Here is a 25,053-nt window from a genome sequence, read left to right as displayed (position 1 = left end):
GAGTGATTGCTCATATATTCATTTGTTTATGTTTACCCCTTACCAAGGGTAAATTTTAGTCACATAAGAAATCAACTTACATAACGGAGCTACGCTCCAAAGGAGAGGATCATGTATGTCCGGACATCATCACAGCCACGACCATGGACACAATCATGGTAGTACCAATAACAAGAAAGTACTGTTGTTTTCCTTCATTATTATTACCGTTTATATGATCGTTGAAGCCGTAGGCGGATTCATAACGAACAGCCTAGCCCTCATCTCCGATGCAGGTCATATGTTGTCTGATTCCATAGCTTTGGGAATTGCCCTGCTGGCGTTCATGTTTGGCGAAAAAGCGGTGAATTCAGGTAAAACCTACGGCTACAGACGCTTTGAGATTTTGGCAGCCACATTAAATGGGGTCACCTTAATCGCCATCTCCCTTTACATCTTTTACGAAGCCATCGGTCGCTTCATTAACCCGCCTGAAGTGGCAACCGTAGGCATGCTGATCATCAGCATCATTGGCTTGCTCATTAATATTCTGGTGGCCTGGATCATGATGCGCGGCAGTGATACGGAGAAAAATCTGAATATGCGCGGGGCTTATCTCCATGTCATCAGTGATATGCTGGGATCCGTTGGCGCCATTGCTGCCGCTCTGCTCATGATGTTCTTCGGATGGGGCTGGGCCGATCCACTCGCAAGTGTCATTGTTGCTGTACTGGTCCTGCGCAGCGGATTCTTCGTCACCAAATCATCCTTGCATATCTTGATGGAGGGTACACCAGCGAATGTCGATGTGAATGACCTTGTGCAAACCATTCAGAAAGTGGATGGTGTCAAAGGCGTACACGACGTGCATGTCTGGTCCATCACCAGCAACCTGAATGCATTGACCGCTCATATTGTGGTGGACGGAACGATGGATGTATACGCATCCGAGGTGCTTGTTCAGAAGATTGAACATCTGTTGGAGCATAAGGAAATCAAGCACGTGACCTTGCAGGTCGAATCAGAGAAACATCTGCATGACACCTCGGTTTTATGCACCGTCAAAGGCGACGCACCGGATGCCCATGCGCATCATCATCATTGAGATGAGTAGCTGTAAATGGAAACAGGATTATTCCCGTAGTGGAATAGTCCTGTTTTTCATTTCAACGTAACTTTAATTCCTTCCGGGTGTTATGTAATACAGATGATATTTTTCAATTAACTTGTACTGCACCGTGATTCTCTTAAGATAACGAGGAGGTTAAATTTACCATGGGATACTTCCGTAAGTTCATGTCAGTGATCCTTGTACTGATAACGGCCCTTCTATTTCTTAATTACCTGGAGTTAAGAGAAAACAATAGACTACAAAACATCATCATTGAAAGATTGTATAACTAAACATCTATACTCTCTCGTCAATAATATATTTTTTCTCATCTTGTTTATGGTTGTTTTGTTTTTTGATTTCCGTTTTCAACTCATGCACTTCTTTGATTAGATACTCAAGTCTTTTTGATGTTTTTGATGAATCTATGGCATATCGTACAACTGCTACAACGATAAGAAATACAAAAAAACATATAATTAATAATATTAAGGCTCCAAAGAGATCCACTTAGATCAACAACTCCTACTTATTAAAATTATCAAGAGAGGTAACGATCATGATAAATAAGGAATTTTTCCCGATTCTTATGCTCCTCCTTCTTCTCACAGCCTGCGCTTCAGAAGTTCCTGCTGAAAATCATGATACTGAAGTCATCCAAAGAAATGAGACTAGGCCCATAATTACAACTGTTCAGACCAACTATCCAGAAAAAGAAGGTTGGATTGTAATTCCTACAGATAGAACCCAGTTAGATGTCACAGTTGAGGCGACCAACGCGGAAACACTTCTTTTCTGGGCCGTTCCAACAGGGACAGAGACTTGGGGAGAACGAGAACTGATTGGATATGATACCAACGAGGACGATGGTTGGAAAATAACGTGGGATATTAAGGGTAAGTCTTTGCATCACCACGTGATTGTTCAGGCATTAGGAAGTGATGGTAAGACTGTTACCGATGAAACGATTAATATTACGAATGAGTAAGGTCGATTTAGATCATTTCATTAACGAAGATATTTATTAAAATGGAGACCCACCCCGACAACTATTATCTTAGGTGGGCCTCCAATATTTTTGTATGTAGTTGTCTACTAACTATTTGATCTTTAAAAGCAACTTCTCTTTCTTTTAGATCAAATTCAAAACTACATATCCAATTTAATTATTTGTTATTTAAAACCAACACTCTCTTTCAACCGGCTAAACATCGTTTTACCTCTTTCAGTAATCCCCCACTGGAGTTCTAATATAATGGGAGGATAATAGATGGGTCTGATCCATGAGTAGCTTCCATCCAATTGAAGGTTTCCTAGCCAAATTTGCTTATCCTTATCTGCCTTGATTGCCCACTTACCTGAGTACACCACATGGCCTTTATTTTTACGAGCGAACTTCTTGGCTTTATCAAAATCAAACACATCTATCAGGGAGCTATCAATTTCCTGACCCATCCGCTCATGCTTTTCTTCTTTGGCTTTCCAGGAAAATTCCGAATCCCAGATCTCCACCAATTGGTAACCCACGATGGATTGACTTAATATTTCATGCAAAAAATCTGAAACATATATGTAAGATAACTCTCTATCCTCACTTGGTAGTTTAATTCTGAATATGTGTTGTCCTTGTAAAGCTTTTTGGTATAAAACGAGTGAATACTCATCAAACTGAGGAACGTCGTCATAATAAGTCCTTACTTTAGAGTTTTCCGGGTCTATACAATCGATAACACGCAGCACGTGTAAAATATAGTATTCCTCTTCAGTAGCCGTTGAGAGTGGCAAAAACTCGATATGTTCGATGTGGTTCTGTTCCAATAGTTCTTTCACTTTCCTACTGATGATAAGCGCTCCCGTGTATCTGTTTAAAATATCGGCTGGTTTGCCCACATCATTAAATTCTACGTTAGGTGCAGACCATTCCTGAATAATCGGCTTATCACTACCTAAAGCCTCATAAACTTGATCCAATTCCTCCGAATCGCTAAATTCAATCGTATTATTCGGTGGATAGTAATCTAACAACCATGCTTTCATTCATTTCACTCCTGCTTATAAGATGCGTACTATTGTTATACAAACCAAAAATGATAAAAGTCTTCCGAAAACCAAAACCAAATGATTCCTAATATCATCATGATGCTTCCTATTTATATAAAATGTGCCCTTTCTACTTGGTTAGAACTAAAAATATAGTCTGGATACTTGTTTGCAACAGGTGGAAGCTCATGATCGGGGAAAAATTGCAGATCCTTCATCTCTTCATTATCGGATGTCAGTTGTCCAGATTTGATACTGCATTCAAATACGATCGTTAAATATTCAACCTGGTAACCATTACTGTATATAGACCTCTGCTCTTCACCACCATAGATCCCTATCACTTTCTCCGGTTCTAATGTACTGATCTTCATAACGTTCCCTCCATAATTTCAAAGTATAATATGTCATGCTATATTCTCACGTGCCATACCTAGCCTAAACACGTGAATTTCTGGATTTACTCATAATTTATTTAGATCAATCCTTTTTAAAGAAACCTCCTAAAATTTTCAATTTTACTGTAACATTATTTGACTTGACCCGTTGTCTTAAGAGAAGGAGGAGGAAACTTGAAATGAGGAGCGATCAATATGCCGAACTATTCAAGCAGTACCAATCCTCCCCGCATCTCTATCTATACCCAATGTGTGGATCTCAGGAGACAGCGTGGAGAAATTCAAATGAATCAAGAGTTAGAAAAGCAAGGCGCAGAAAATACATATCGTACTCCTGAGGAAGTATTGACTGCTCATGAACGTACCACTCGTATTCAACAAGTGATGAAAAGCTTCCCGAACAATACAGAACCATTTTGTTCTACGAGAATTGAACGAGTTACCTTATAAGGAACTTTGCGAGGTTCTGGATATGAATATGAGCCAGGTCAAAGTTACCCTTTTTCGCGCCCGAGAACGATTCAAACTAGAGATGCTTCAGATGAAAGGAGACCTTAACTATTTCGTTCCAGAAAATTCAGGCCAGATGCAGGAACAGGTTCAAGCGATGATGTCTGATCTAAAATGGATGTCAGACCATCTTGAGTACAGCGGTGCTGAAGTGGATAAACGACGTTTTGCCTATTTAAAAAAGAATGGCGTTCAAGTATATGGTGCGGTGGTAACTGGTCCCATACGAGAGTTAGAGAAACTTACAAAGATTCCGGAATTCCAACATTTCTATTTGAATCGTGTAGAGATATGGAATTGGGATTAAGATGACTTATCTAGTATCGACATTACGTTTCATATAAAAAAAGAGATGATACCTGTTTAATCAGTGGTATTATCTCTTTTTTTCTGATTTCTTTTTACCATAAAATCACCTTGTGTAACGTTATTGTTACAAGAAGCTCAGTTTCTCTACCGCCGCCTCTGTCTCACTCTTCCTCTGCAAGAATATCTTCACAGCGAACAATCAATTCAGGCATATTTTCTCCATCAAATAGAACATGAAGCTCATATCCGTTATCGATCCGATACAGCTCTTGATACAGCCAGTAGCTGCCTACAATCTCACCCTCTTGCTTGATGATTTCGGGTTTAACCAGCGTAAGTTTATTTATATTGGTGAAACCTCCACGGGTGTCAAAACGAATGAGCACTTCCTCTCCCATCAGCAGTTCCGTTACCGTACAATCATGAAATTGAACCCGGTTACGAATTTCAGCGGGAATATCCTGAGCTAAAATGGCTTCCCTGTATTCATCCGATACGCGTTCCATCTCTCTCCTATTTTCTGCACTCTGTTTCTTCAGCTGTAGCATTACTTCTCTCGTGCAGTAGCCCAACGTAAACACACGAATATCTGCAATTTGCTCACTGATTTCCTTTGGCAAACGCTCTGCCTTATGCTCAAAATTCCACTCCATCGCTTCTTTATACTCTTCTTTGCATTTCTTCTCGTCAAAAGGTGGACGGGCATCATACTCTGCAATAAGCCTCTCGATATGCGCTCGTTCTTCAGGCGGCATATGGTAAACCATCTGATCCTCTTCCGCCACCTCTTCCCCACTGAAAGCTTTGTCTACACGAGTGAGCACCTGACCATCATGCTCTAACATGTAACGGGGATCAATGTCATATATTTCGCGCTCCTGCTTTATATGTTCTTTTTCCTTTCTTTTATACAGCCGTTGAAATAGAGCCTCGTTCCATTCGTAAGTTCCGCTATGTACTCTCAATCCAAAATGAAGACCAGTCTGCTGGCAAGTTTCGTACCATTCTTTCGTTAGATATTTCATAGGCATCTCTCCTGCTGATTTTTAGAATCTACTTTGCTATTGAAGTGATCGGTCTCCTTCGTCTTCTCCTCCCCCTCTTGTTCTATTGTTATCAACGTGTACACCTCCAAAATTTCATTTCGCCAAAAGTGAACAACATTACGTCCTCATCATCTTCATGCCATGACGGTCTCAATGAAATAAACGTACAAGTCTACGCTAAGGTTTGGAAGAATTTGTGTTTCATATCTTTATGATTCCGTGCTGCCCAGGCATGCAACTCCTCTAATCCTTCGCTCTCCTGATTTCTTTGGAAATAAAAGCATAAATCCATCGGCACTAAGCGTTTTCCATAGAGTTTAATACCAATCCGTTTGTAATTGACATAAATACACTCAATCTGTGATGCATCGTATTTCCGATGATTTGTAGAGATCACATGATCGCTTTCCAGCGTAATGCTGGGTTTGGTAAAAAACAAACGCCGGATCAGAAAAAGGATATAACCCAGAATAAAGGTCAATATAACGATCAGGAAATATTTCAGAATACCATTTTCGTCGAATATAACATTTCTGAAAAAAACAACTTCAATAGCCAACATGCATATTAGATTCAGTACAGCTCTTGGGTAAGTCGTCGAATATGTAATAATCTAACCTCCTATTCTTTCTCTCCATTAATCCGCAGCCACTTAGACGGAGACTTCTTGGCAAAATGCTTTTCAACAAAATCCAAAATATCATCGATTCCGGGCAATGCCGCGTTTTCTTTGGCTTCGTCAAACGTCATCCATTGATACTCGCTATGTTCATGATTTAACCGGACATGCTGACTTTCATCCACATATCCTATGAATACAGGAGCGGTATAAATATAATCCTCCATTGGTGAATAGAATTGTTCGAATTGGTTGGCAGAATACAACCGTACTTCCGTAATACCTGTTTCCTCGCGAACTTCTCTTAAAGCAGCTTCCTATGCCTTCTCGCCCAGCTCTATACCGCCGCCAACATAACACCATTCATTATGCAACATATGACCAGCCCGCTTTAGCATCAGTACACGGTATTGATTGAGGCTCTTCTTCAACAGAACTACAGCTACGCCTTCACAACGAATAGGGACTGCCTGTTTCACGTGCTCTGCACTATTCAATTTCTCGCCCCCTTCTCTTCAGAATCGAAGTCCTCCAAAACTTTAAACTTATCCCCGTAAACCTTTTCCAGGTGTTCCTCTCCCCAGTAGCACAAATGGTCCAAGGCAGGCTTGAGTCCCCAGCCGTAGTCCGTTAACTCATACTCCACTTTGGGAGGAACCTCCGAGTACACCTTTCGCTGCACAATCTCGTCCTTTTCCAAACCTCTGAGCTGAGTCGTCAGCATCTTCTGCGTAATGTCAGGGATCAAGCGCCGCAGCTCCGATGTACGTTTCCGTCCTGTCATCAAATGATAAATAATTAACGGCTTCCACTTCCCACCCATCACTTCCAATGCTGCTTCCACACCAACTTTATATTTCTTTGGAGCACTTGTTTCTCCATGTTCCGTCAACGTTGTTCCCTCCTTCATTAGCCTCTCGCTGAGACGAAAGCATAACCCTCACACTTCTACCTCTAACTTTATTTATACTTCTTACCTTCTCGCTTCATCCGTTATTTAAGCCCAATTTCGAGGCAGTGATTCAGGGTACTTTAATGTTCCTATAGCACTTCATTCTTCCTATAGAACATCAAAGTGCGTACTTCCAGATGTTTTCATACCTGTTTATAATAGCATCAGCCACTGATTTATGGCTACAAGACTGCAATGCAGAAAGGTAGTGAAAGATAAGATGAACGTACTCGTTGTAGTATCCCACCCAAGAAAAGACTCCTTGACCTTTCAGGTAGCTGAACGTTTTGCACAGGGGCTTACCGAGGCCGGTCACGGCTATGAGATATTGGATTTGCATCGGATTGGGTTCGACCCGATTCTCCGAGAGATGGATGAACCAGACTATACCCAAGAAAATCAGGTGTTCTCACCTGAGGTTGAAACCGAGATGAAGCGATTGAAGAAACACGATGCTGTCGCTTTTGTGTTTCCTCTCTGGTGGTGGCATCTGCCAGCCATGCTGAAAGGTTATGTGGATCGTGTCATGAACAACGGCTTTGCCTATGGCGCAAACAAACTTCCTCATCAGCAGATCTTGTGGATCGCTCTTTCGGGCGTGACGGAAGAACAGATGCAGAAGCGCAACTATGGTGAATCGATTCAGAACCTGCTCAACGTAGGTATTGCCGATTACTGCGGAGTGTCCCAATCAAGGGTTGAGTTTTTATATGAAACGTTGGAATCCAAGCCTGAGCATTATGAGGCACTGCTGAACCAGGCGCATCACTTGGGACTGAATTATGCCAAAGATACTTCGACGCCATAACGGTATTATGGCGCTACGATGATATTCCTGATATAAAGTCTGATGATTCGTTTCAAATTCTATATCTTCATACCTCTTTGCGAAAATAAATCACGTTTACCAGCACGTTAACCTCTGGCGATGACAGAACATGCAGTATCCTTTCATAGCCGTCATCCGTACCAGAATTGGATTCGTGAGGAAGCCCAAAAGATATTAAAACGCTACTGACATACCGTTGTCAGTAGCGTTTTTTTATAATCGGAGTAAGTAAACGTAAGGAGCGAGAGATAAATGCGAGGTATGTCTTGCATAGGCTGGGGACACTCTATGCATCAATGCCGCAACTAGGCGTGGAAGTTGGTCATTAGACCAACATGGGGTAGAACTAGCGAACATCAGTCAACCCGCAAATTAGGCTATCTAATGGGTTTGATGCTTGGCTATTTACTACAGCTACTCTGCCCCTTACGGAAGTTTCGCTGGTTCTTGTCCAAAATGATATATTGTTTTATTTAATTATGGGAAGGATGATATTTTGTGAATTTCGCTTCTGTACGCATCATTACCGACGACGTGGATCGTCTCGTCGAGTTCTATGAGAAAGTCATGGGTGTTACTGCTGAGCGCCCCGCACCCGTTTTTGCCGAACTCGTTGTGCCATCATGCACCCTGGCAATCGGCCACTCCCAGACAGCGCAGCTATTCGGCGCTGGTTCCGTAGTAGCAGCCAACAATCATACTGTCATCATCGAGTTCCGCGTCGACGATGTCGAAGCCGAATACGCGCGCTTGAAGCCGTTTGTCACTGATTGGGTACAGGAACCAACCACGATGCCGTGGGGGAACCGTTCTTTGCTGTTCCGTGATCCCGACGGCAACCTCGTTAACCTCTTCGAGCCGGTGACCGAGGAAGCGATCAAACGGTTCAGCGGTAGGCGTTAAATCAAGTCTTCAATCAACGAGCGCTTTTCTTGAATAAGAGAAAAGCGCTCGTTTGGCATTGCAGGATATGAGCATGGAGTTTTGAAGGTTTCTTATTCCACCATTTTGAGGGATGGGTAAAAACACCCATTTATTGTTCTTTTTTCATCAAAAAAAGAAGCCACCTCCCTGGCCTTCCCCAGTTCAGTGACTCCTTTTCATTCCTATTCGTACCGTTACTCACTCCTACTCCTTCACAGCCCCAACCACAATCCCGGTTACAAAGTACCGTTGCAGGAACGGATACACGAGCAGGATCGGCAGTGCGCTGATAAAGATCTGCGAAGCGCGAATGGTCCGTTGGGACAGGTTCGCAACCGCTTCCGGATCAAGCTTCGACATGTCCGCCTGTACGATGATTGTCTGCATGAATGTCGCCAGTGGCAGCTTTTCTGCATCACGGATGTAGATAATTCCGTCAAAGTACGAGTTCCAATGTCCCACCATCATGAAGAGAGAAACCGTGGCGATGACGGGTACGGAGACCGGCAGATAGATTTTGATAAACGTCTGCAAATGCCCTGCTCCATCAATAAATGCAGCTTCCTCCAGATCCTTCGGAACGGTACGGAAGAAATTCAGCAGCAGAATGATGTTGAACACTGCAACCAATCCCGGCAAAATCAAGGCCAGTAATGTATTCATCAGCCCCAGCTTGAGAATCAGGATGTACCCCGGAATGAGACCACCGCTGAACAGCATCGTGATGACAAAATACCACAGATAGATGTTGCGTGCCCGGAACACCCGCGTCTCCTTGGAGAGCGCATAGGCAGCAACCGTATTCACGATTAACGCAAGCCCTGTTCCCAGCACCGTCCGCTCTACGGACACCCACAGGGAGGAAAGGAAATTGCTATTGGCAAACGTCTTCGCATATGCCTCCAGTGTAAAGCCAATCGGCCAGAACGTTACCAGTCCAGCATTGGCAGGAGCAGATGCGCTAAGGGATACCATGAGCAAATGATACAAAGGCAGCAAGCAGAGCAGTGAAAGGATGGTCAGAAACACATTGTTGAATATGCTGAATATGCGGTAAGGCATCGTTTTATGATACATGGGCTCGTCATCCTTTCTAGAAAATTCGATATCCGGCGAATCGGTAAGCCAGTCGGTAGGAGATCACAATCAGGATCAAACTAATGACCGATTTGAACAGATTCACGGCGGTAGCGAAACTGAACTGTCCACTTAGCAGACCTTCTCTATACACAAACGTATCGATAATATCCGCTTGCTGGTAGATTAATGGACTATATAAGTTGAAAATCTGGTCAAAGTTGGCGTTGAGTACATTCCCCAGTGCCAGGGTTGCGATGACGATCCCAATCGGAACGAGCGCCGGAATGGTGATATACATCGTTTGTTTCCAACGCCCTGCTCCATCCACTTCGGCCGCTTCATAGAGTGCCGGGTTAATGCCGGACAGTGCCGCGAGGAAAATGATTGTGTTGAATCCAAACTCTTTCCAGACATCACTCGCAATAATCGTAAACCGGAACCAGCTGCCGTCCCCGAGGAAGAAGATTGGCTTGATACCGAATACCGATACCAGAAATTGATTGATGATCCCGGTCTGCGCCAGAATGTCGATCAGAATGCCTGACAGTGTAACCCAAGACAAAAAGTGCGGCAGATATACGAGCGTTTGAATCGTTCTTTTCAGCGCCATCTTCCGTACCTCGTTAAGCAATAAGGCGAAGACAAACGGAATAATCAGGTTCATGATGATCTTGGAACAGGCAAAAAACAGCGTATTCCACGTAATTTGCAGGAAATAATCATTTTCCCACATGTATCTGAAATGCTTCAATCCGACCCATTCGGAATCGAAAAATCCCAGTGCAGGTTTATAGTCTTGAAATGCCATCAAAATCCCGGACATCGGAATATACGAAAATATAAAGACCATAATGGCCGCCGGCAGCACCATCAAGTGCAGAATCCATGGCTGTTTATAGCGTTTTTTTCTCTTTTGTTCCAGCTTGTTCCTCACGTTAGCCTGCGGGACCCGCTTACCCTCCAATTTAGCCTCCATAGCACTGCTCCTGTTCCCAAAAAAAGTTTTTGTGTGTGATGGGGTTCTCTGATATAAATAGTATCAAGCCATTCTGAGGTCTGACTATATAACATTGTTAGGCTTGATAGTGTTTTGTTAGGGATATCATTGGAGAGGTTTATTTACACACGAATTTGAAGGAGACACTTTATGAATATATGGAAGCGCTTTATATCATTTGGAAGAACATCGAGGTCCCGGTTTAGTCTGTTTGCCAAAATAAACTGTTTAATTGTGGTCCTGTTCATCCCCATTATTATCATGTATACCTACTCGAACAACGTCACTTATGATGTGGTAAGCAAAGAGCTACAGGTCTCCAATACGAAGCAGCTCACGTTTTTATCCAGTCAGATCGATTCCCGGATTAATCAGATGATGGATTTAAGTCTCATTCTTTCAAGAGATCCCAATATCCGAGCATTCAACGGCTTGAACATATGGAACGATCGTTATGACAAGATGCAGACCCGTTATGTCATTCAGGAAAAGCTCATGCTTCAATCCGGAGTTACCGATATATGGCCTACCCGATATGCTGTGTACTCACAGCAGAACCAAGATGTCATTGCCAACTATAATAGAACAACCGGGTATGATGAGGATTATCTAAAAAGAAATATGAGTGGACAATGGACATACGGTGATGGTGCCGAGTCCAAAGAGGATATGAAATCCTTTTACTGGTTCTTTACCGATTCCTTGGCCCAGCCGGGCATGTTGACGGGAAGCAATCTGGTGATTGAAGCCAGCTTCAGTTATGAGAATATTCAGAACATGCTGGATACGTATAAGGAAGGTGGACAAGGTGATCCTTTCTTTTATCACAAAGGGGATTCGCCCATTCTGAACCGCAGTGCAGACAAGCAGCTGTCCGAGGAACTTATTCGTTATCTGGATGAGCACTCGCCCGAGGATACCACACAGGATGTCGTCAAGCTGAACGGGAAAAAGTATCTCGTTAGCACGGTGAAATCCTCCTATCTGGATTGGCATTTGGTCGATGTGGTCCCACTCTATCAGATTCTGCAGCCGATCTCGCTCAGTCGGAACTTGTTCTATCTCTTTATGATTCTGCTGTTTGTGGTGGGCATTTCCGCTTCGATTCTGTTATATCGAAACATTCAATATCCGATCAAAAAGCTGATCCAGGGTTTACGCCGCGTGCAGCGCGGAGATTATTCCGTACGTCTGCATAGCAAGGATCAGAATGAATTCTCGTTTTTGTTCCATCGATTCAATGATATGTCCCATCAGATTCAAGACCTGATCGAGAACGTGTTCCAGGAAAAGATCAGAGCCAAGGAAGCTACGCTGAAACAGCTACAGGCGCAGATCAATCCGCATTTTCTATATAACTGTCTTGGCTATATCATCAACATGGCCCAGATGAAGGACGAGCAAGCCGTCGTCTCCATGGCGCATAACCTAAGTGCCTACTATCGTTATACAACACGAGTGGAGCGAGAGACATCTTCTCTGAAGGAAGAAATTAATCTACTCGTCAACTATTTGGATATCCAGAAGCTGCGTAATGGCAGAATTGAGTACCACATCGACATCCCCGAGGATATGCTCGCCCTGTCGGTACCACGATTAATGCTTCAACCGATTGTGGAGAATTCCGTCATTCATGGCGTGGCGAAGTCTTATTCATCCGGTGAAATTCGAATTACGGGCGAGATCTCAAACGGGTTCTACAAAATTTACATCGATGACGACGGACCCGGATTGAGCCCGGATCAGTTGGAGGCGTTGAATCTTAAAATGCAGCAGCCGCTGCAGGAGGAAATGGGCTGCGGACTATGGAACACGAACCAGCGAATCATTCACCTGTTCGGCAATCAATCCTACCTTCTATTCGGCCCATCTCCTCTCGGCGGATTCCGAACCGAAATGGTCTGGGAGATACCCAAAGATGATACTGAAAGAGGAGATGTTTCTAAGAGTTAAAGTTAATACAAACAATAAATTGACGATTTAATTTTGAACAAGATCACGTACACGAAAACGCAGAGGACAGAAAGAACCTGAAGAAACGAAGTGGTCGCCTTTATCCCCATATTTTTACCTTTGTAAAGTAATTCAAAAAAATCTGGGGGTAACAGCGATCGGAAGGTTGTTCTGGCATCGGAGTGGCAAGTGTACAGACGTCTGCGTTCAACCACTAAGGAGACAAAAACCATGCAAATGATCATCGTAGATGATGAAGCACACTGGGTAGATAACCTGTCCATGACCAAACCGTGGCATACGCTCGGGATTGAACAAGTACACAAAGCATACTCGGCACACGAAGCACTTCAACTGATTGATACCCACCCTATCGATATTGTGATCTCGGATATTCAAATGCCTGAAATGACAGGTATTGAACTGATCGAACGAATCCGAGTCCGTGACAAAAAAATAAAGTGCATTCTTTTATCGGGACATTCCGAATTTGATTATGCCAAAAAAGCCATCCAGTTCGAAGCCGTCGATTACTTGCTGAAGCCTCCGACGGATGACGAATTAATGGGTGCCGTTCAGAAAGCCATCGATCAATTAAATACCGAATGGGAACTCGTAAGCTCATTAAAACGAACCCAATTTACCCTGCGGGAAAATCTGCCGCATTTGCGGGGGCGATTGCTGCTTGAAGCTTTGCAGGGACATCGAATTGCCTCCAGCGAATGGGCGCGGAAACTTGCCAATTACGATCTGCCCTTTCACGCCGGGGACTGTGCATTAATGCTTGTACGTATGGAAGAAGAATTCGGGCAATATGACAACAACGACCAAACCTTGCTTGAATATGCGGTCATCAATATGGCGGAAGAGATTATGGGTGAGTTTATGGAAGTGTGGGGCGTGAAGGAGGAGCATGGATATCTGGTGTTTTTGCTTCAACTGAAAGCGAACGATACCGACATTGGCAAAGAAACCATACTGGAGAAGCTTTCCGTACAGCTCCAGTCCAAGGTTAAGCAGTTTCTGAAGGGCTCCCTCTCCATCGTCATCACCGAGTGGTTTGCGTTTCCCGATCAGCTATATGATCGTTTTCGGCAGGCCTCCGCTTATTTCCGGCAAATTGTCGGCGACGAGCGCGAGTTCGTCATGCGGGTCAGTAACGTGGAGACTCCGTCGGCACAAGGTCCACTGGATGTCCTGTATACCCCACCTACTTTCATTCATCTGTTAGAGAGTGGTCAATGGGATGCGGCAGAAGAAAAAATACTGGCCGTCTGTACGGAGCTGGATGAGAAATGGTCGGAATCGTGGGAGCATTGCATGGAGGCTGGTTTTTTAATTACGGCTTCGTTCACTAATCTCGCACACCGTAATAGGCTGACTTTGGCTAATTTAATGGGTGACGATATCGAGTGGTTGCAGAGCGGAGAAGCTTTCACCACCATCAGTAAACTGCGCAAATGGTCGCTTAGTGTACTTGGGAAACTCAAGGAAGGCACGTCCAACGAGATCAAGGACATCCGTTCCGAGTATGTGAAGAAGATTCAAGATTTTACGGATAAAAACCTGCATCTGGATGTTTCTTTGCGTGTACTGGCCGACCATGTTAATCTGCATCCGACCCATTTGTCCAAGATCTATAAGATCGAAACGGGTGAAGGTATCAGTGATTATATATCGCGCCTGCGCATGGATCGTGCCTGCCACAAGCTCGTTACGACCACCAAAAAAGTATATGAAATCAGCATGGAGATTGGATATATGGACCCGGCTTATTTTATCAAAGTGTTCAAGCGCCAGTTTGGCGTCACGCCGCAAGAGTACCGAGACCAACATTAAATAACATAATTTAGAGGTTGTTCAAAAAGTCCGCTTTTGATTACGAAGGATACCTCACGGCATCATCAGAATCGAATATGGGATTCAGCCGAAATAAGCGGGAGGCTTACGAAGTATGTTTCCTTTGGAAACATTGTAGTTGCTCACGTAGTCACCCTACGCTCCGCTACTCCATTTCTAGCTTTATCCCATCTTCTCGGTACTGAAAACCGAATTTTTTGAACTTGCATAATAGAGTCCTATCAAAACTAACAAACTCATATAGATGCCCTCCCGCCCAAATTGGTACAGTTACACTGTAAAGATCATACATCGTAGGGGGATTGAACAATGATCAAATTCAAAACATGGTGGTCACTGCTCATGGTTATCGCACTCATCACGATCACTGCGTGCGGCAGTGGCGATACAGCGAGTGACAATGGTACTAAAGATGATACACCGGCGACTGTCGGTTCAGCTGAAGCAGAAGCTGCTTTTGCCAAAGGAAAATACGACCCACCCATCGAATTCAGCTCGGTATTGATGCCGAAGAAATACGTGCAAGGGGACACCAAAGAAAATAACGTTCACGATCGCTGGATGCTGGAAACGCTGGGTATGAAGCATAAAGATACCTGGTATCCGGCCAATGACGATCAATACAGACAAAAGCTGCAACTGGCTATCGCCTCTGGCGAGAAGCTGCCTGATTTCGTATCCGTACCGACCAATGCGGTATTGACCAATCAGCTGATCGACTCCGGTCAATTCATCGCCATCGATGAGTTGTTCGACAAGTATGCGAGTCAGACCCTGAAAGATCACGCAGCAGCACACCCTGAACTGTGGTATCCATTCACCAAGGACGGCAAGAAATACAACATGCCGATCATGGAGTACACCGATAACGACGATACGCTGCTCTGGCTCCGCGAGGACTGGATGGAGAAGCTGAACCTGGAAGCTCCGAAAACCATCGCAGACCTTGAGAACATCATGGACAAATTCAAGAACGAGAACCCGGACGGTCTGTCTCCAGACAAAGTATTCCCGCTGGCGATCTCGCTGAAAAATAACACCAACACCTGGATGGGGCAGCTCGACTGGTTGTTCGGTGCATACGGCACAATCGAGGAGCAATGGAACAAAGACGCAAACGGCAATCTGGAGTACGGCTCCGTTAACCCGGGTGCAAAACAAGCCCTCGCCAAGCTGGCTGAGTGGATGAACAAAGGTTATATCCACGCCGACTCCGCCCTGTGGGATGAAGGTAAATCCGCTGAAAGCTGGACGGCTGGCAAAGCGGGCATTCTGCCTGGCGCAAACTGGGTACCCGACTGGCCGGCACCTGACCTGCTGAAGAACGTACCTGGCTCAAAATATAAAGCTTACCCTGTTCCGGCTGGCCCAGACGGCAAGATCGGTACGAAGTGGCAGAACTCTGGCGTCAACGCCAGTATCATGATCAACAAGGATGCGAAACATCCAGAAGCCATCTTCCTGTACTACAACTACCTGCTCGATAACCTGGCTAACCCGTCTGCGGGCAGTGAGTATGAATACGGGTTCGCCAAAGGGTACGACTGGGATATCATTGACGGACAACCGACCAGTGACAAAGAGAAGATCAAAGACTTCTCCAACGAATTCCCGTTCCTGACCGGCCCGGCGCGTATTCCAGATCTGTACATGAAAACACTCGTGAAGCTGGCTAACGGCGAGAAACCCGAAACACCTTACGAGAAACAAATTGCCGAATTCCGTAAACCTGAAAACTGGTATGCAGGTAAAGTCGTGATGTCCCAGATCGACATCCGCAAACAAAACTATTTCACGGGCGCAGCCACACCAACCATGGTATCCAAATGGAACCTGCTCCGCCAGTCCGAAATGGAAACCTTCAACAAAATTATCTACGGCAAACTGCCAGTTGATGCCTTTGACCAATTTGTCGCCAACTGGAAATCCAATGGCGGTGATCAGATCACGCAAGAAGTGAATGATTGGTTTAAGTCGGTGAGTGGGAAGTAAGGATTGCATTTTGGAAAAGTAGAGAATTAAAACCCGAGCCGAAGCGAGTTATTCACGCTTCGGCTCGGGTTTTTAAGTTGAAGATCGGGGTCGCTTCCCCTGATTTTGGGGTCGCGTTAGTGGATAGAAACCTTTCACTCGGTGTGCAACTCCTAATAGGATTAGACTAGATCCTGCTTTGCTTACTAGTCTTCACCGCTAAGTTCGTCCGATGCTTGGCTTTGGCCAGCTTCATATCCTTTTTCCACCAACATAGACTGGCCCAGCAAGGAAACTGTGAGCTGAATACCATCTCGTAGTCCCTGCATATACAACCGCTCATTCTCTACTCCTCTGCTGACAATGTAACGATTCTCCCATTTAGCATATTTGGGTGTCTGTTCGACACTCTTACCTGCAAACAAAGCTTCGAACGCTTCGTCGGTTTCCCCACGAACGCGACTCAGTTCAGGATCTTGCTCGATTCGCTCAGATACCTCATCCAACCTTACCTGAATCGCTCGTTGTAACCATGGTGGAAATTCCATTGCTTCTCCTCCCCTACGCATTATGTACCCTACTCATCATCGCACAACTCGGTTATGTCTCGCCTTCATTTCACTAACTCGTGCCACCAGTTCGTCCACCCTTCTGCTCTGTTCCTGAACCTCAGGATTGTCCCACAACTGAATCGCTTGCTTTAAGGATGCCTCTCCAAGCTGATTAAGCTTGCGCCGTTCCTCTTCCAATAAGTCAAGCAACCGGCTCATACATCCACCTCTCTGATGGGTCTAAACTGCGCCATGTCTTGTTAAGAATAGACATGAGCAGTCATTTTTAATGCGATTATCGGTTTATTTTATTTTAATTCGATATCCGCATTAAAACAACCATTATTTCTCATACAATTTGGTTGAAATGAGGGGTGTACGTAATGAAGCATAGACAAGAACCACCTGGTGATAAAAACATAATCGGCTCCCGAGTGGTTGCCATACGTAAGAGTAAGGGAATTAAACAAAGAGAATTTCTTGCCAGACTGCAAACACTAGGACTTGATATAAGCCAAACCAGTCTCTCACGTCTTGAGGGTCAATATCGTCTTGTTCAAGATTACGAAGTGGTGGTAATTGCGAAGGCGTTAGAGGTTTCTATTGGATACTTGCTTGGGGAGTGAATAAAATTAAAAACGAACATTACCTATTAAAGATAGGCAGCTTACTGTTACCAACAATCTAAGATAAAAAAATTTAAATTGTATTATATATAGATTACTTACGATGAAAACCTATTAACTCCATAATAATCCCAACTTAGTTAATTAGTAGGCAGACTCCTACTAAATTAGAATATGCTAACTTCTCTTCAACAAAGTTATCAGATGGTTTTCATTTCAAATCTAACCCCTGTAAAATCCTTTTTTATTATTCTCTGTAATGATCCTTTAAAGCCAAGAAAATCCATGTTTGCAATACTGTTACAATCATAATGAAAATCATTAGGATTATTAAATAAACTAAACTGATTTTGAATATACCAAATGAAATTACATTACTAATAATAGTTAAGACAGTAACGATAATTATGGATAAACTAATCAATTTAACTAATCCATATTTCTTAGAACCTAAAAAAGTTACACTGTTAACTATCATCAGTGTAACTGCTATAAACAGGAGATAGTATAGTGTAAAGTAACCTATCTCCGTAATTCCCTTCTCAGAAAGCTTTACAAAATTAAATGTGAAGGAATTCATAAAATGTAGTGCAAGTAAAAGTGGAATTGCTAGATTAAAAAGTGTAACAAACATGATGTAGCCTTCATCTTTTTTATCTTTTCTACCAGATCTGGACTCTTTTCTGTTTATCATTACATAAGTGTAAACAACAAAAATAAAACCAATAAATGTTGCACTTGTTGCTACTAATGTGCTTAATAAGGAGGTTAGACTCGAAATTTGCTCTGACTTCATTTATTTTCCCCTCTTAACATTTCTGACTTCTGTAAATCTTTTGAAACGTATTGTTATAATGCCGATTAGCCCTTTAAGTTTGGACGCTCTTAATCTTATTTTTTCTTAGCTTTTCAAATTACAATCTAAACGTTTCAATTGGTATGGGCTGAATCAGATTCTGCTTGTAGAAGTCAAAGAACCCAGGTCTTTAATACGGGAATACATTTTTCTTTATCTTGTAGAAGATCATGAATTTAGTGACTATCTCAACCGCGCCTCACCATAGGTGGAAAAGTCATAACGAGATAGACAATTATATACTTAATATGATCGTTCACATTTGGCGTTTATAGTGGAATCGTTCCTGCAGAACTCCAAAGCTCTTACAAGCCAATTCAAATGTATAAGCAATAAACTACGAGCCATTATCAGAACGTACGACGGACTTTAAAATCGCAGCAAATAGCTGACGTATTATTGCCTGTTTCCAGTAATTCTTTGGTGTGCGAGTTCCTAGAGAGCTAAATAGCTACCTCTCCTAACCAATCATTTGTAGGTCGTTCGAATAACTATAGCCCTTACCTTACTTATTTCTTTTATCCTTTTCTTTATAATCATTTGGAAATACAGATTTTTTCGCAAAATGATCCTTGAACACCGGAAATAGAGACAGTCCATAAACTACTGTTATAAATGCTGTAATTATTTGCATTACAACAACAAGTCTTGACACAGAATCGACTGGATTAATATCACCATATCCAACAGTTGTGAACGTGATAACACTAAAATATAAAAAAGATATGTACTGATTATAGATATCATTTCCTATTTCTCCAGAAAATGCATTAGCTTCACTGACACGAAATATCATAGTATAAATTAGAGAATAGAATATACAACAGGATAAAACCATAGTTCCAATTTTAACAATAGCCCCAGACTCTGAATCATTTATATTTGCTCCTGCAATCTTTTCAAACATAAACATTATATATGTCGAAGATATTATTAATGAATAAATAAGAAGAACATTTAAAGCATTTGTATGAAACAATGAAAGAAATATTCCAAGAGAAACCTCCCCTAGAAAAGCAATAATTAAAGTAAGTACAATTGGAGCTATCATTAAGTTTTTTTCATTTATGTTTTTACGGACAGCGTATAACAATAGAATAGCAATTATGAGGAAAATTAATGATACCATATCTTTCAGATAACCCACCTCGTTTTCTGTTATTCAAAAAATCTACTTTAATAAATACTATTTGTATAACAAGCATGTATTTTATTTAATGTGAATTTGATTTAGTAGCCCAAATATCATTTCTCACCCTAGCCTCAGCTAGTTTTAAATCATTAAGTAATCTAATGTAATATTCTCTTCCAAACCAAAGTGAATATTTTGTCATAATTTCTCCTTTTTTACTATTTACTTTCTCTAAGCAATAGTAATAAGCAAACTTTACATCCGAATCGATTATATCAGCAGAAATTTTTGATTGATAATTCAATTCTTCTAAAAAAGCTATCTCTTCGTTACTCTTTATTTTTTCTAAGATATTACCGAACTTTTCATATCCATAATACTCCGTCTCAAACTCGCCATTCTCCGGATCTCTTATATCAACAGTGTACTTTTTCAGTTTTTCAGGATTTCAATCGCTTAGTAAATACTCCTCTTATCACATATTTTCTTTCTTATGAGGATAATAATTTCTTTGGGTCATAGGAAGTGAGGAATTGACCAAATCCGTTCTTTAACAAAAGTATTGAGAACTGCCGCATACATTGTCCCCGTCTCTGAGGATTAGGTAGTGGATTTTCAGTTCTAAGAGTAATTAGCATTTCATTATTTACAAATGAAATTTTTAAGTGTTTTTTAAGACTAACTTGTTGCTTAGTAGCATTCCGATAATAAGAGTTCAATTGAGTAACTAATACTTGAATCTGCTTCTGAACAGATAGATCGTTAAGTTTGGATCTATACTGAGGATTCTTGAACGTCATAGTTAAATTGTAAATATTCTTATACATCTTATCTATTTCCTCCTAGTTTTTGTATTTAGTTTTCTTCTGGTTCTTCCTACAATGATTTCTTATAACGTTTCCGTATTCACGACGTCCGACGAAGTCGGATGTGTCCGGCTGACTATACTTCCCTAACCTCCTCTGCCGGACCGAGGGTGTGTGCCCGATGTGTGAATATAATGTTAGAAGAAGTTACTTCCTTCCTTGAGAAACTCTCAATTCCACTAAACTGCACTCTTCTCATATTCATTAAATAAACCTCTTCTTAATTTAGAAAATATATTAATATAATCAGTTATTATACTTATGATGCTTCCATTTTTTCCTGAGTTCATTATATATAAATGCTTGATTGTATACCCGTCATTTACAAACTCAATTAACTTATCTAATATTTTATATGTTGTGGGACCTGCCATGATCGCTTTCTCTTTCAACTCAATCTCTTTTGAACTAAATTCAAAAAGACAAGAAAACAATTCTTTTTCATTTTTGCATTCTTTAATTCTTTCCATTAATTTTTTAATTTCAGTGATAATATCACGTAACGCAAGATCTTTCTGTGGAAAATCTTTAATAAACTGTTGTTTATTATTATGACTTATCGTAAGCCTAACCCCTATCAAAGTTAATAAGCCCCCGAATAATCCACCCAAATAACTACCGTAAAATGAAATCCAATCTGAAGTTTCTCCAGCAACATTTTTAGATGGTATGTTAAAAATTTTATTATAGATAATTGGGAAAATAAGCAGAACTAAAATAATTCCTAATCCCCATATTACATAAATAAGGTATTTCAATTTAAACCTGTCCCAAAACTTAAGGATTTTTCTTTTTCTATTTAATTTGTTTATCACGTGCATAGTTAATGGTTCAGCTTTTTTGTTCTTTTTATTTTTGCCACCATCGAGTAATCTCGCGCCTTCTTCACCGAAATACAACTTGTTTGATAAGTCCTTTAGTTTTTGAATATCGAGTTCATTTTCTTGAAATATGTTCTTTAATTTCTTTAACAAAATTATTAGCCTCACTTCATATTAAAATAGATCTAGTCTTATGACCTTTTAGTAAATTCTTCTAACGTTCCTGTATTCACGACCCGACGCATGTCGGGTGGCCGGCGAACGCCGGGCCAAGGGCGTATGCCCGCAGCGTGAATATTATGTTAGGCGCAGTTACTCTCTTTCATATTTTAATTCTTTAATCTGGTATTCTAGATCGCATAAGATCATTATGGTTCTCATAGTGGGTTCATAGATTTTAAATTCACAGATAAGCTCATTCTCGTTCTTATAAAAGTCAGTTAGCACAAGCTCTCTATAATCTTCTTTTATTCTTTCAGCTATAATCTTTCTAAGTTGTTTAAATTTTTCATTATCTATAAAAGTGGCTTTAATGCTTGTACGTTCATCTTCAAGTTTATTAGTCAAGATTCCTTTCAGAACGTCCCAAGTAATTCCTGACAAAACCGAACTACCAATGAAAAGCAAAAAGTCTTCGGCTCCTCCAGATAATCCTCCATCAAATCGAGACTGATAATGCTGTATCGCCTTAAAGTCTATATGTTGAGTAGCTAACAGCTGCTTTATTTCTTCCGCCACTCCCCATTCTTCGACTTGATGTGCTTTAATCATATATCCATCTTCATTCATTATTTTGTTCAATAAATCAATATCATTTGAAGTTAGCTTTAAATCAGATTCTTGTAAATTCCTAAAATAAGATTCGCATACTTCCATCACTCTATTAAGAATTCTCTCTATTTCAGTTGCTAGGTCAGTATCATCAAAGATTAAAGTAATATAGATATAATAGTTTTCTCCTACTATATTAATTTTGAAGCTTATCCAGTCTCCTTTAGTTTGAAGAACTTGTGTATGTAAATCATCAATCATTTTTTCAGTTAGACGAATATTTTTTGACTTGTAGTTTTTGGAATGTATAGGTTCTGCTTCTGAATAATCAGAACTCCACTTCATTTTTTGTAAATATAATTTCAAATTCAGGTTTGACATAGTAAACCTCCTACCCTTAGAGGTAATTTCGCCTAACGTTCCTGTGTTCATGAACCCCGAAGGGGTTGTCTGCTGAAATTCCTCTTCGAAATCCACCTCGCAGACCAAGGCTCCGCAAGGAGCCTTGGCTTGAATATTATGTTAAGCGTTGTTCCTTCTTCTTCGAAAACACCACAAGTTTATTTAACTTAAATTAACGATTTCCTTGTTTTCTCTTCTAGCCTTTATATCTTTAAATCTCGGTCTAAGGTGATATAAAATTTCCAAAATTGATTGTAAAAAATCAAGAGAATCCTGAGCATCATTTATAGAAATTTTTTTGTCAGTTGCGTGGGCACCTTGATTCCCTAAAAATCTAAGCTCTTCAGACCATTCAAGTAAATCACCACTGATAAATCCATTCTCTTTCATTTGCTTTAATCCATCAAAAACTGTCTTTGTTCCTGGAACAAAATCTTTGCAGACTGCTTCTAGAGATCTTCTAACCATAACTACAGTTGCAATTGCTGCTTTTGCTTTTTCACACTTTATAGCTTCTTCATATGATTCTTTAACAATCTCGGGTATTTGAAATGTTAAGATTCTTTCGTCTTTTGGAAATAAACACATATCATAATCCCAAATATCTGTACCAAATCCCCAAAGATCTTCACGATAGAAAAGTGAAGGTAGATCACAAGATGTACAAGACATCAAAGCATACTCTTTGTCATTATCATTTTTTTTAGCACCTTTATGTATGTAAGATCCATGTATTGAAAACATTTTTTTATCTTGACAATACGAACAATATGCAATGATTGGATTAGTTTGATTGCTCATTTTTTTATACCTCTTTCTACCGCATAGGGTTAATGGTTTAATTCAGGGAATTTCGCTTAACGTTCCTGTATTTATGAACCCCGAAGGGGTTGACTGCTGAAATACCTCTTCGAAATCCATCCCACAGACCAAGGCTCCCTTAGGAGCCGCTGCTTGAATATAATGTTATACGACGGATTCACTTCTTGAATCTGCCCGCAACTATTGGTTTTCTTTGGTACGTATTCAATAAAATTAGATAATTTGTGATTGAATGTAGCACATAAAATTGAATAATCACTCAGCCTTCTTGTTCCTATGTTCATTTCCCAATACAGTTTTTTTAATTTAATAATTTGAGTTAATTCCAAATTATTCTCCAATGTCCGCTTAATGGGTAAAAATCCCTACCGAAAGATCCTATTTTTGTAATATTATTCTCTTCTTATTGCCCTTAAATTTGTAATTATTTCATTACCATAAGGTGTTAATGACCAATATGTCCCTTTATCTCTCACGCTCCTCTGTCGATTACTTTTTAAAATTAAGCCAAGCGCTCTAAATTGAATTAATATTGTTTGAAAGTCAGACTCATTAATCTCAAAATTTTCTAGTATTTTTCCTTTCAAATCAGCATCCATTTTCAATTCCTTTCTTTCGGATTCACTTATAAAGTCATTTATTGCAATAAGCAACCTTTGTTCATCAGACTCGTCAATCATAAAGGGCGCTAGTCGAGAAAAAAGTTCATTCCAAGTAATACTAAATTCTGCTAAATATCCATTTCGTTTATAAGTTTTTGGATCTCTCACAACAAATGAATATTTAATTGTAAGTTCATCTATACCTTGTGCCAAGTTTTCCGAACCGTGCGGAGCTTGCGTTCGTGCTTCAGCTAATAACTTTTCAAGTTCTTCTACTTGTTTGTGTAACCTTAATATTTCTTTGGGTGAGCTTTCATCTGACACTTGGTCTGCTCTGACCCATCCAACTGCAGGATTGGTTTTTATTAATCTTATTAAACTCCTTGATACCATTGATCCTAGATCAAAAGGAGTTGTCCAGTACTTTACTAGTTTATTCTGCGCCAAATTTCGAAAATCATTTAATTTCATAAGACTGTCAGGATCTTTTTCAGTACGATTTGCCGATAACTCTCCTGGATTTTTATGTAAGAAGGCAATTACAGGTTTGCCACAACTAACAGCATACCGATATTCCATTTCGGTAAAACTTAAACCCTCAGGCCCTATAGAACCGTATCTTCCTCCAATGATAACCATATAATAGTCACTATCATCAATAACTTTCTTTATCAATGTCCATTGATCATCGTTTGCTGCAGGAAATAATTCCATACCGGAAGGAATACAATCCAGTTCAAGAAGAGCTTGAATAACTTCTTGTCTCTCTTCTTGAAGATCTTGATATGTAGAGCTAATAAAGACCTGATATCTTTTATCCATTTTTATCCCACTACCTTCTCACATTTAGAATTCTGGTAACAAACTTATTAAAGTTACAGTAATCTTTACTTTCAATAGTTTGAGAGCCATTTGGTTTTTCTCTCATTTAATTCTGTCATATAACGCTCCTGTATTCACGACCCAGCGCATGCTGGGTGTCCGGCGTATGCCAAACCGAGGACGAGTATCCGATGCGTGAATTAT

27 protein-coding genes and 1 pseudogene are annotated in these 25,053 nt (G+C 40.9%); 10 read left to right on the top strand and 18 right to left on the bottom strand.

What is annotated here, in order from left to right:
- The first annotated feature begins 115 nt into the window (after window positions 1–115).
- Complete coding sequence (locus tag MHB49_RS08990; RefSeq protein ID WP_405155867.1) at window positions 116–1,084, top strand: cation diffusion facilitator family transporter; 969 nt, start codon at window positions 116–118, stop codon at window positions 1,082–1,084.
- Between the two features lie 303 nt (window positions 1,085–1,387).
- Here the strand turns inward: MHB49_RS08990 and MHB49_RS08985 are convergent, their stop codons facing one another.
- Window positions 1,388–1,600 carry a hypothetical protein gene (locus MHB49_RS08985; protein ID WP_405155866.1) on the bottom strand — a complete coding sequence of 71 codons (213 nt, stop codon included), beginning with the start codon at window positions 1,598–1,600 and terminating at the stop codon, window positions 1,388–1,390.
- A 49-nt stretch (window positions 1,601–1,649) separates the two neighbouring features.
- Here MHB49_RS08985 and MHB49_RS08980 point away from each other — a divergent pair, with 49 nt between their 5' ends.
- Window positions 1,650–2,078 carry a hypothetical protein gene (locus MHB49_RS08980; RefSeq protein WP_247901497.1) on the top strand — a complete coding sequence of 143 codons (429 nt, stop codon included), beginning with the start codon at window positions 1,650–1,652 and terminating at the stop codon, window positions 2,076–2,078.
- 185 nt (window positions 2,079–2,263) lie between these two features.
- Here MHB49_RS08980 and MHB49_RS08975 read toward each other — a convergent pair whose 3' ends face one another.
- Window positions 2,264–3,127 (bottom strand): imm11 family protein, encoded by an 864-nt coding sequence (locus tag MHB49_RS08975; protein WP_405155865.1) that lies wholly within the window; start codon window positions 3,125–3,127, stop codon window positions 2,264–2,266.
- 113 nt (window positions 3,128–3,240) lie between these two features.
- On the bottom strand, window positions 3,241–3,504 hold the full coding sequence (locus MHB49_RS08970) for a hypothetical protein (protein ID WP_405155864.1): 264 nt from the start codon (window positions 3,502–3,504) through the stop codon (window positions 3,241–3,243).
- A 219-nt stretch (window positions 3,505–3,723) separates the two neighbouring features.
- Between MHB49_RS08970 and MHB49_RS08965 the strand changes: the two genes are divergently transcribed.
- Together MHB49_RS08965 and MHB49_RS08960 are read left to right on the top strand one after the other, a co-directional pair.
- The gene (locus MHB49_RS08965) at window positions 3,724–3,978 is read left to right on the top strand and encodes a hypothetical protein (RefSeq protein ID WP_405155863.1); all 255 of its coding nucleotides are present in this window, start codon (window positions 3,724–3,726) and stop codon (window positions 3,976–3,978) included.
- Window positions 3,979–4,000: 22 nt separating this feature from the next.
- Entirely contained in the window at window positions 4,001–4,345 is a 345-nt protein-coding gene (locus MHB49_RS08960) for an anti sigma factor C-terminal domain-containing protein (protein ID WP_405157089.1), read from the top strand.
- Between the two features lie 163 nt (window positions 4,346–4,508).
- Here the strand turns inward: MHB49_RS08960 and MHB49_RS08955 are convergent, their stop codons facing one another.
- The 5 genes and pseudogenes from MHB49_RS08955 to MHB49_RS08935 form a co-directional block, all read right to left on the bottom strand.
- A complete protein-coding gene (locus tag MHB49_RS08955; RefSeq protein WP_405155862.1) occupies window positions 4,509–5,372 on the bottom strand; it encodes a DUF4085 family protein in 864 nt (287 codons plus the stop codon).
- Window positions 5,373–5,565: 193 nt separating this feature from the next.
- Window positions 5,566–5,955 (bottom strand): hypothetical protein, encoded by a 390-nt coding sequence (locus tag MHB49_RS08950; protein ID WP_405155861.1) that lies wholly within the window; start codon window positions 5,953–5,955, stop codon window positions 5,566–5,568.
- Between the two features lie 59 nt (window positions 5,956–6,014).
- Window positions 6,015–6,317, bottom strand: a pseudogene (locus MHB49_RS08945) (NUDIX domain-containing protein); the annotation flags it as partial.
- A gap of 12 nt (window positions 6,318–6,329) precedes the next feature.
- Window positions 6,330–6,509: a hypothetical protein gene (locus MHB49_RS08940; protein WP_405155860.1), complete on the bottom strand. Its 180-nt coding sequence runs from the start codon at window positions 6,507–6,509 to the stop codon at window positions 6,330–6,332.
- Window positions 6,506–6,835 (bottom strand): winged helix-turn-helix transcriptional regulator, encoded by a 330-nt coding sequence (locus MHB49_RS08935; protein ID WP_405157088.1) that lies wholly within the window; start codon window positions 6,833–6,835, stop codon window positions 6,506–6,508. The genes MHB49_RS08940 and MHB49_RS08935 overlap by 4 nt, the downstream gene beginning before the upstream one ends.
- Window positions 6,836–7,184: 349 nt before the next feature.
- On the opposite strand from MHB49_RS08935, the gene MHB49_RS08930 reads away from it, so the two are divergent.
- Both MHB49_RS08930 and MHB49_RS08925 read left to right on the top strand, forming a co-directional pair.
- On the top strand, window positions 7,185–7,772 hold the full coding sequence (locus MHB49_RS08930) for an NAD(P)H oxidoreductase (RefSeq protein WP_405157087.1): 588 nt from the start codon (window positions 7,185–7,187) through the stop codon (window positions 7,770–7,772).
- A gap of 519 nt (window positions 7,773–8,291) precedes the next feature.
- Window positions 8,292–8,696 (top strand): VOC family protein, encoded by a 405-nt coding sequence (locus MHB49_RS08925; RefSeq protein ID WP_405155859.1) that lies wholly within the window; start codon window positions 8,292–8,294, stop codon window positions 8,694–8,696.
- Between the two features lie 225 nt (window positions 8,697–8,921).
- On the opposite strand, the gene MHB49_RS08920 is transcribed toward MHB49_RS08925, so the two are convergent.
- The gene (locus MHB49_RS08920) at window positions 8,922–9,794 is read right to left on the bottom strand and encodes a carbohydrate ABC transporter permease (RefSeq protein WP_405155858.1); all 873 of its coding nucleotides are present in this window, start codon (window positions 9,792–9,794) and stop codon (window positions 8,922–8,924) included.
- Window positions 9,795–9,810: 16 nt separating this feature from the next.
- A complete protein-coding gene (locus tag MHB49_RS08915) occupies window positions 9,811–10,668 on the bottom strand; it encodes an ABC transporter permease (RefSeq protein WP_405157086.1) in 858 nt (285 codons plus the stop codon).
- 276 nt (window positions 10,669–10,944) lie between these two features.
- Here MHB49_RS08915 and MHB49_RS08910 point away from each other — a divergent pair, with 276 nt between their 5' ends.
- From MHB49_RS08910 to MHB49_RS08900, 3 genes are all read left to right on the top strand, one after another.
- Window positions 10,945–12,747 (top strand): sensor histidine kinase, encoded by a 1,803-nt coding sequence (locus MHB49_RS08910; RefSeq protein ID WP_405155857.1) that lies wholly within the window; start codon window positions 10,945–10,947, stop codon window positions 12,745–12,747.
- A gap of 231 nt (window positions 12,748–12,978) precedes the next feature.
- Window positions 12,979–14,586 (top strand): response regulator, encoded by a 1,608-nt coding sequence (locus tag MHB49_RS08905; RefSeq protein WP_405155856.1) that lies wholly within the window; start codon window positions 12,979–12,981, stop codon window positions 14,584–14,586.
- Between the two features lie 330 nt (window positions 14,587–14,916).
- Window positions 14,917–16,599 (top strand): ABC transporter substrate-binding protein, encoded by a 1,683-nt coding sequence (locus MHB49_RS08900; RefSeq protein WP_405155855.1) that lies wholly within the window; start codon window positions 14,917–14,919, stop codon window positions 16,597–16,599.
- Between the two features lie 185 nt (window positions 16,600–16,784).
- On the opposite strand, the gene MHB49_RS08895 is transcribed toward MHB49_RS08900, so the two are convergent.
- Window positions 16,785–17,126: a hypothetical protein gene (locus MHB49_RS08895; RefSeq protein WP_405155854.1), complete on the bottom strand. Its 342-nt coding sequence runs from the start codon at window positions 17,124–17,126 to the stop codon at window positions 16,785–16,787.
- 36 nt (window positions 17,127–17,162) lie between these two features.
- Complete coding sequence (locus MHB49_RS08890; RefSeq protein WP_405155853.1) at window positions 17,163–17,348, bottom strand: aspartyl-phosphate phosphatase Spo0E family protein; 186 nt, start codon at window positions 17,346–17,348, stop codon at window positions 17,163–17,165.
- Window positions 17,349–17,512: 164 nt separating this feature from the next.
- On the opposite strand from MHB49_RS08890, the gene MHB49_RS08885 reads away from it, so the two are divergent.
- Window positions 17,513–17,755 carry a helix-turn-helix domain-containing protein gene (locus MHB49_RS08885; protein ID WP_405155852.1) on the top strand — a complete coding sequence of 81 codons (243 nt, stop codon included), beginning with the start codon at window positions 17,513–17,515 and terminating at the stop codon, window positions 17,753–17,755.
- A 247-nt stretch (window positions 17,756–18,002) separates the two neighbouring features.
- On the opposite strand, the gene MHB49_RS08880 is transcribed toward MHB49_RS08885, so the two are convergent.
- The 6 genes from MHB49_RS08880 to MHB49_RS08855 form a co-directional block, all read right to left on the bottom strand.
- Window positions 18,003–18,551 carry a hypothetical protein gene (locus MHB49_RS08880; RefSeq protein WP_405155851.1) on the bottom strand — a complete coding sequence of 183 codons (549 nt, stop codon included), beginning with the start codon at window positions 18,549–18,551 and terminating at the stop codon, window positions 18,003–18,005.
- Window positions 18,552–19,116: 565 nt separating this feature from the next.
- Window positions 19,117–19,758, bottom strand: coding sequence for an ion channel (locus MHB49_RS08875; protein ID WP_405155850.1), 642 nt, complete (start codon window positions 19,756–19,758; stop codon window positions 19,117–19,119).
- A 1,030-nt stretch (window positions 19,759–20,788) separates the two neighbouring features.
- Window positions 20,789–21,583 carry a hypothetical protein gene (locus MHB49_RS08870; RefSeq protein ID WP_405155849.1) on the bottom strand — a complete coding sequence of 265 codons (795 nt, stop codon included), beginning with the start codon at window positions 21,581–21,583 and terminating at the stop codon, window positions 20,789–20,791.
- A gap of 159 nt (window positions 21,584–21,742) precedes the next feature.
- Window positions 21,743–22,582 carry a hypothetical protein gene (locus MHB49_RS08865; RefSeq protein ID WP_405155848.1) on the bottom strand — a complete coding sequence of 280 codons (840 nt, stop codon included), beginning with the start codon at window positions 22,580–22,582 and terminating at the stop codon, window positions 21,743–21,745.
- 183 nt (window positions 22,583–22,765) lie between these two features.
- The gene (locus tag MHB49_RS08860) at window positions 22,766–23,404 is read right to left on the bottom strand and encodes a DUF4145 domain-containing protein (protein ID WP_405155847.1); all 639 of its coding nucleotides are present in this window, start codon (window positions 23,402–23,404) and stop codon (window positions 22,766–22,768) included.
- Between the two features lie 413 nt (window positions 23,405–23,817).
- Window positions 23,818–24,849: a DUF4062 domain-containing protein gene (locus MHB49_RS08855; protein WP_405155846.1), complete on the bottom strand. Its 1,032-nt coding sequence runs from the start codon at window positions 24,847–24,849 to the stop codon at window positions 23,818–23,820.
- Window positions 24,850–25,053: the final 204 nt, after the last annotated feature.

The organism is Paenibacillus sp. FSL K6-0108 (assembly GCF_045040695.1).
GTDB classification, from domain to species: domain Bacteria; phylum Bacillota; class Bacilli; order Paenibacillales; family Paenibacillaceae; genus Paenibacillus; species Paenibacillus pabuli_B.
Note: the sequence above shows the minus strand (reverse complement) of the source record. Positions and strands in the feature narration are given on the sequence as shown.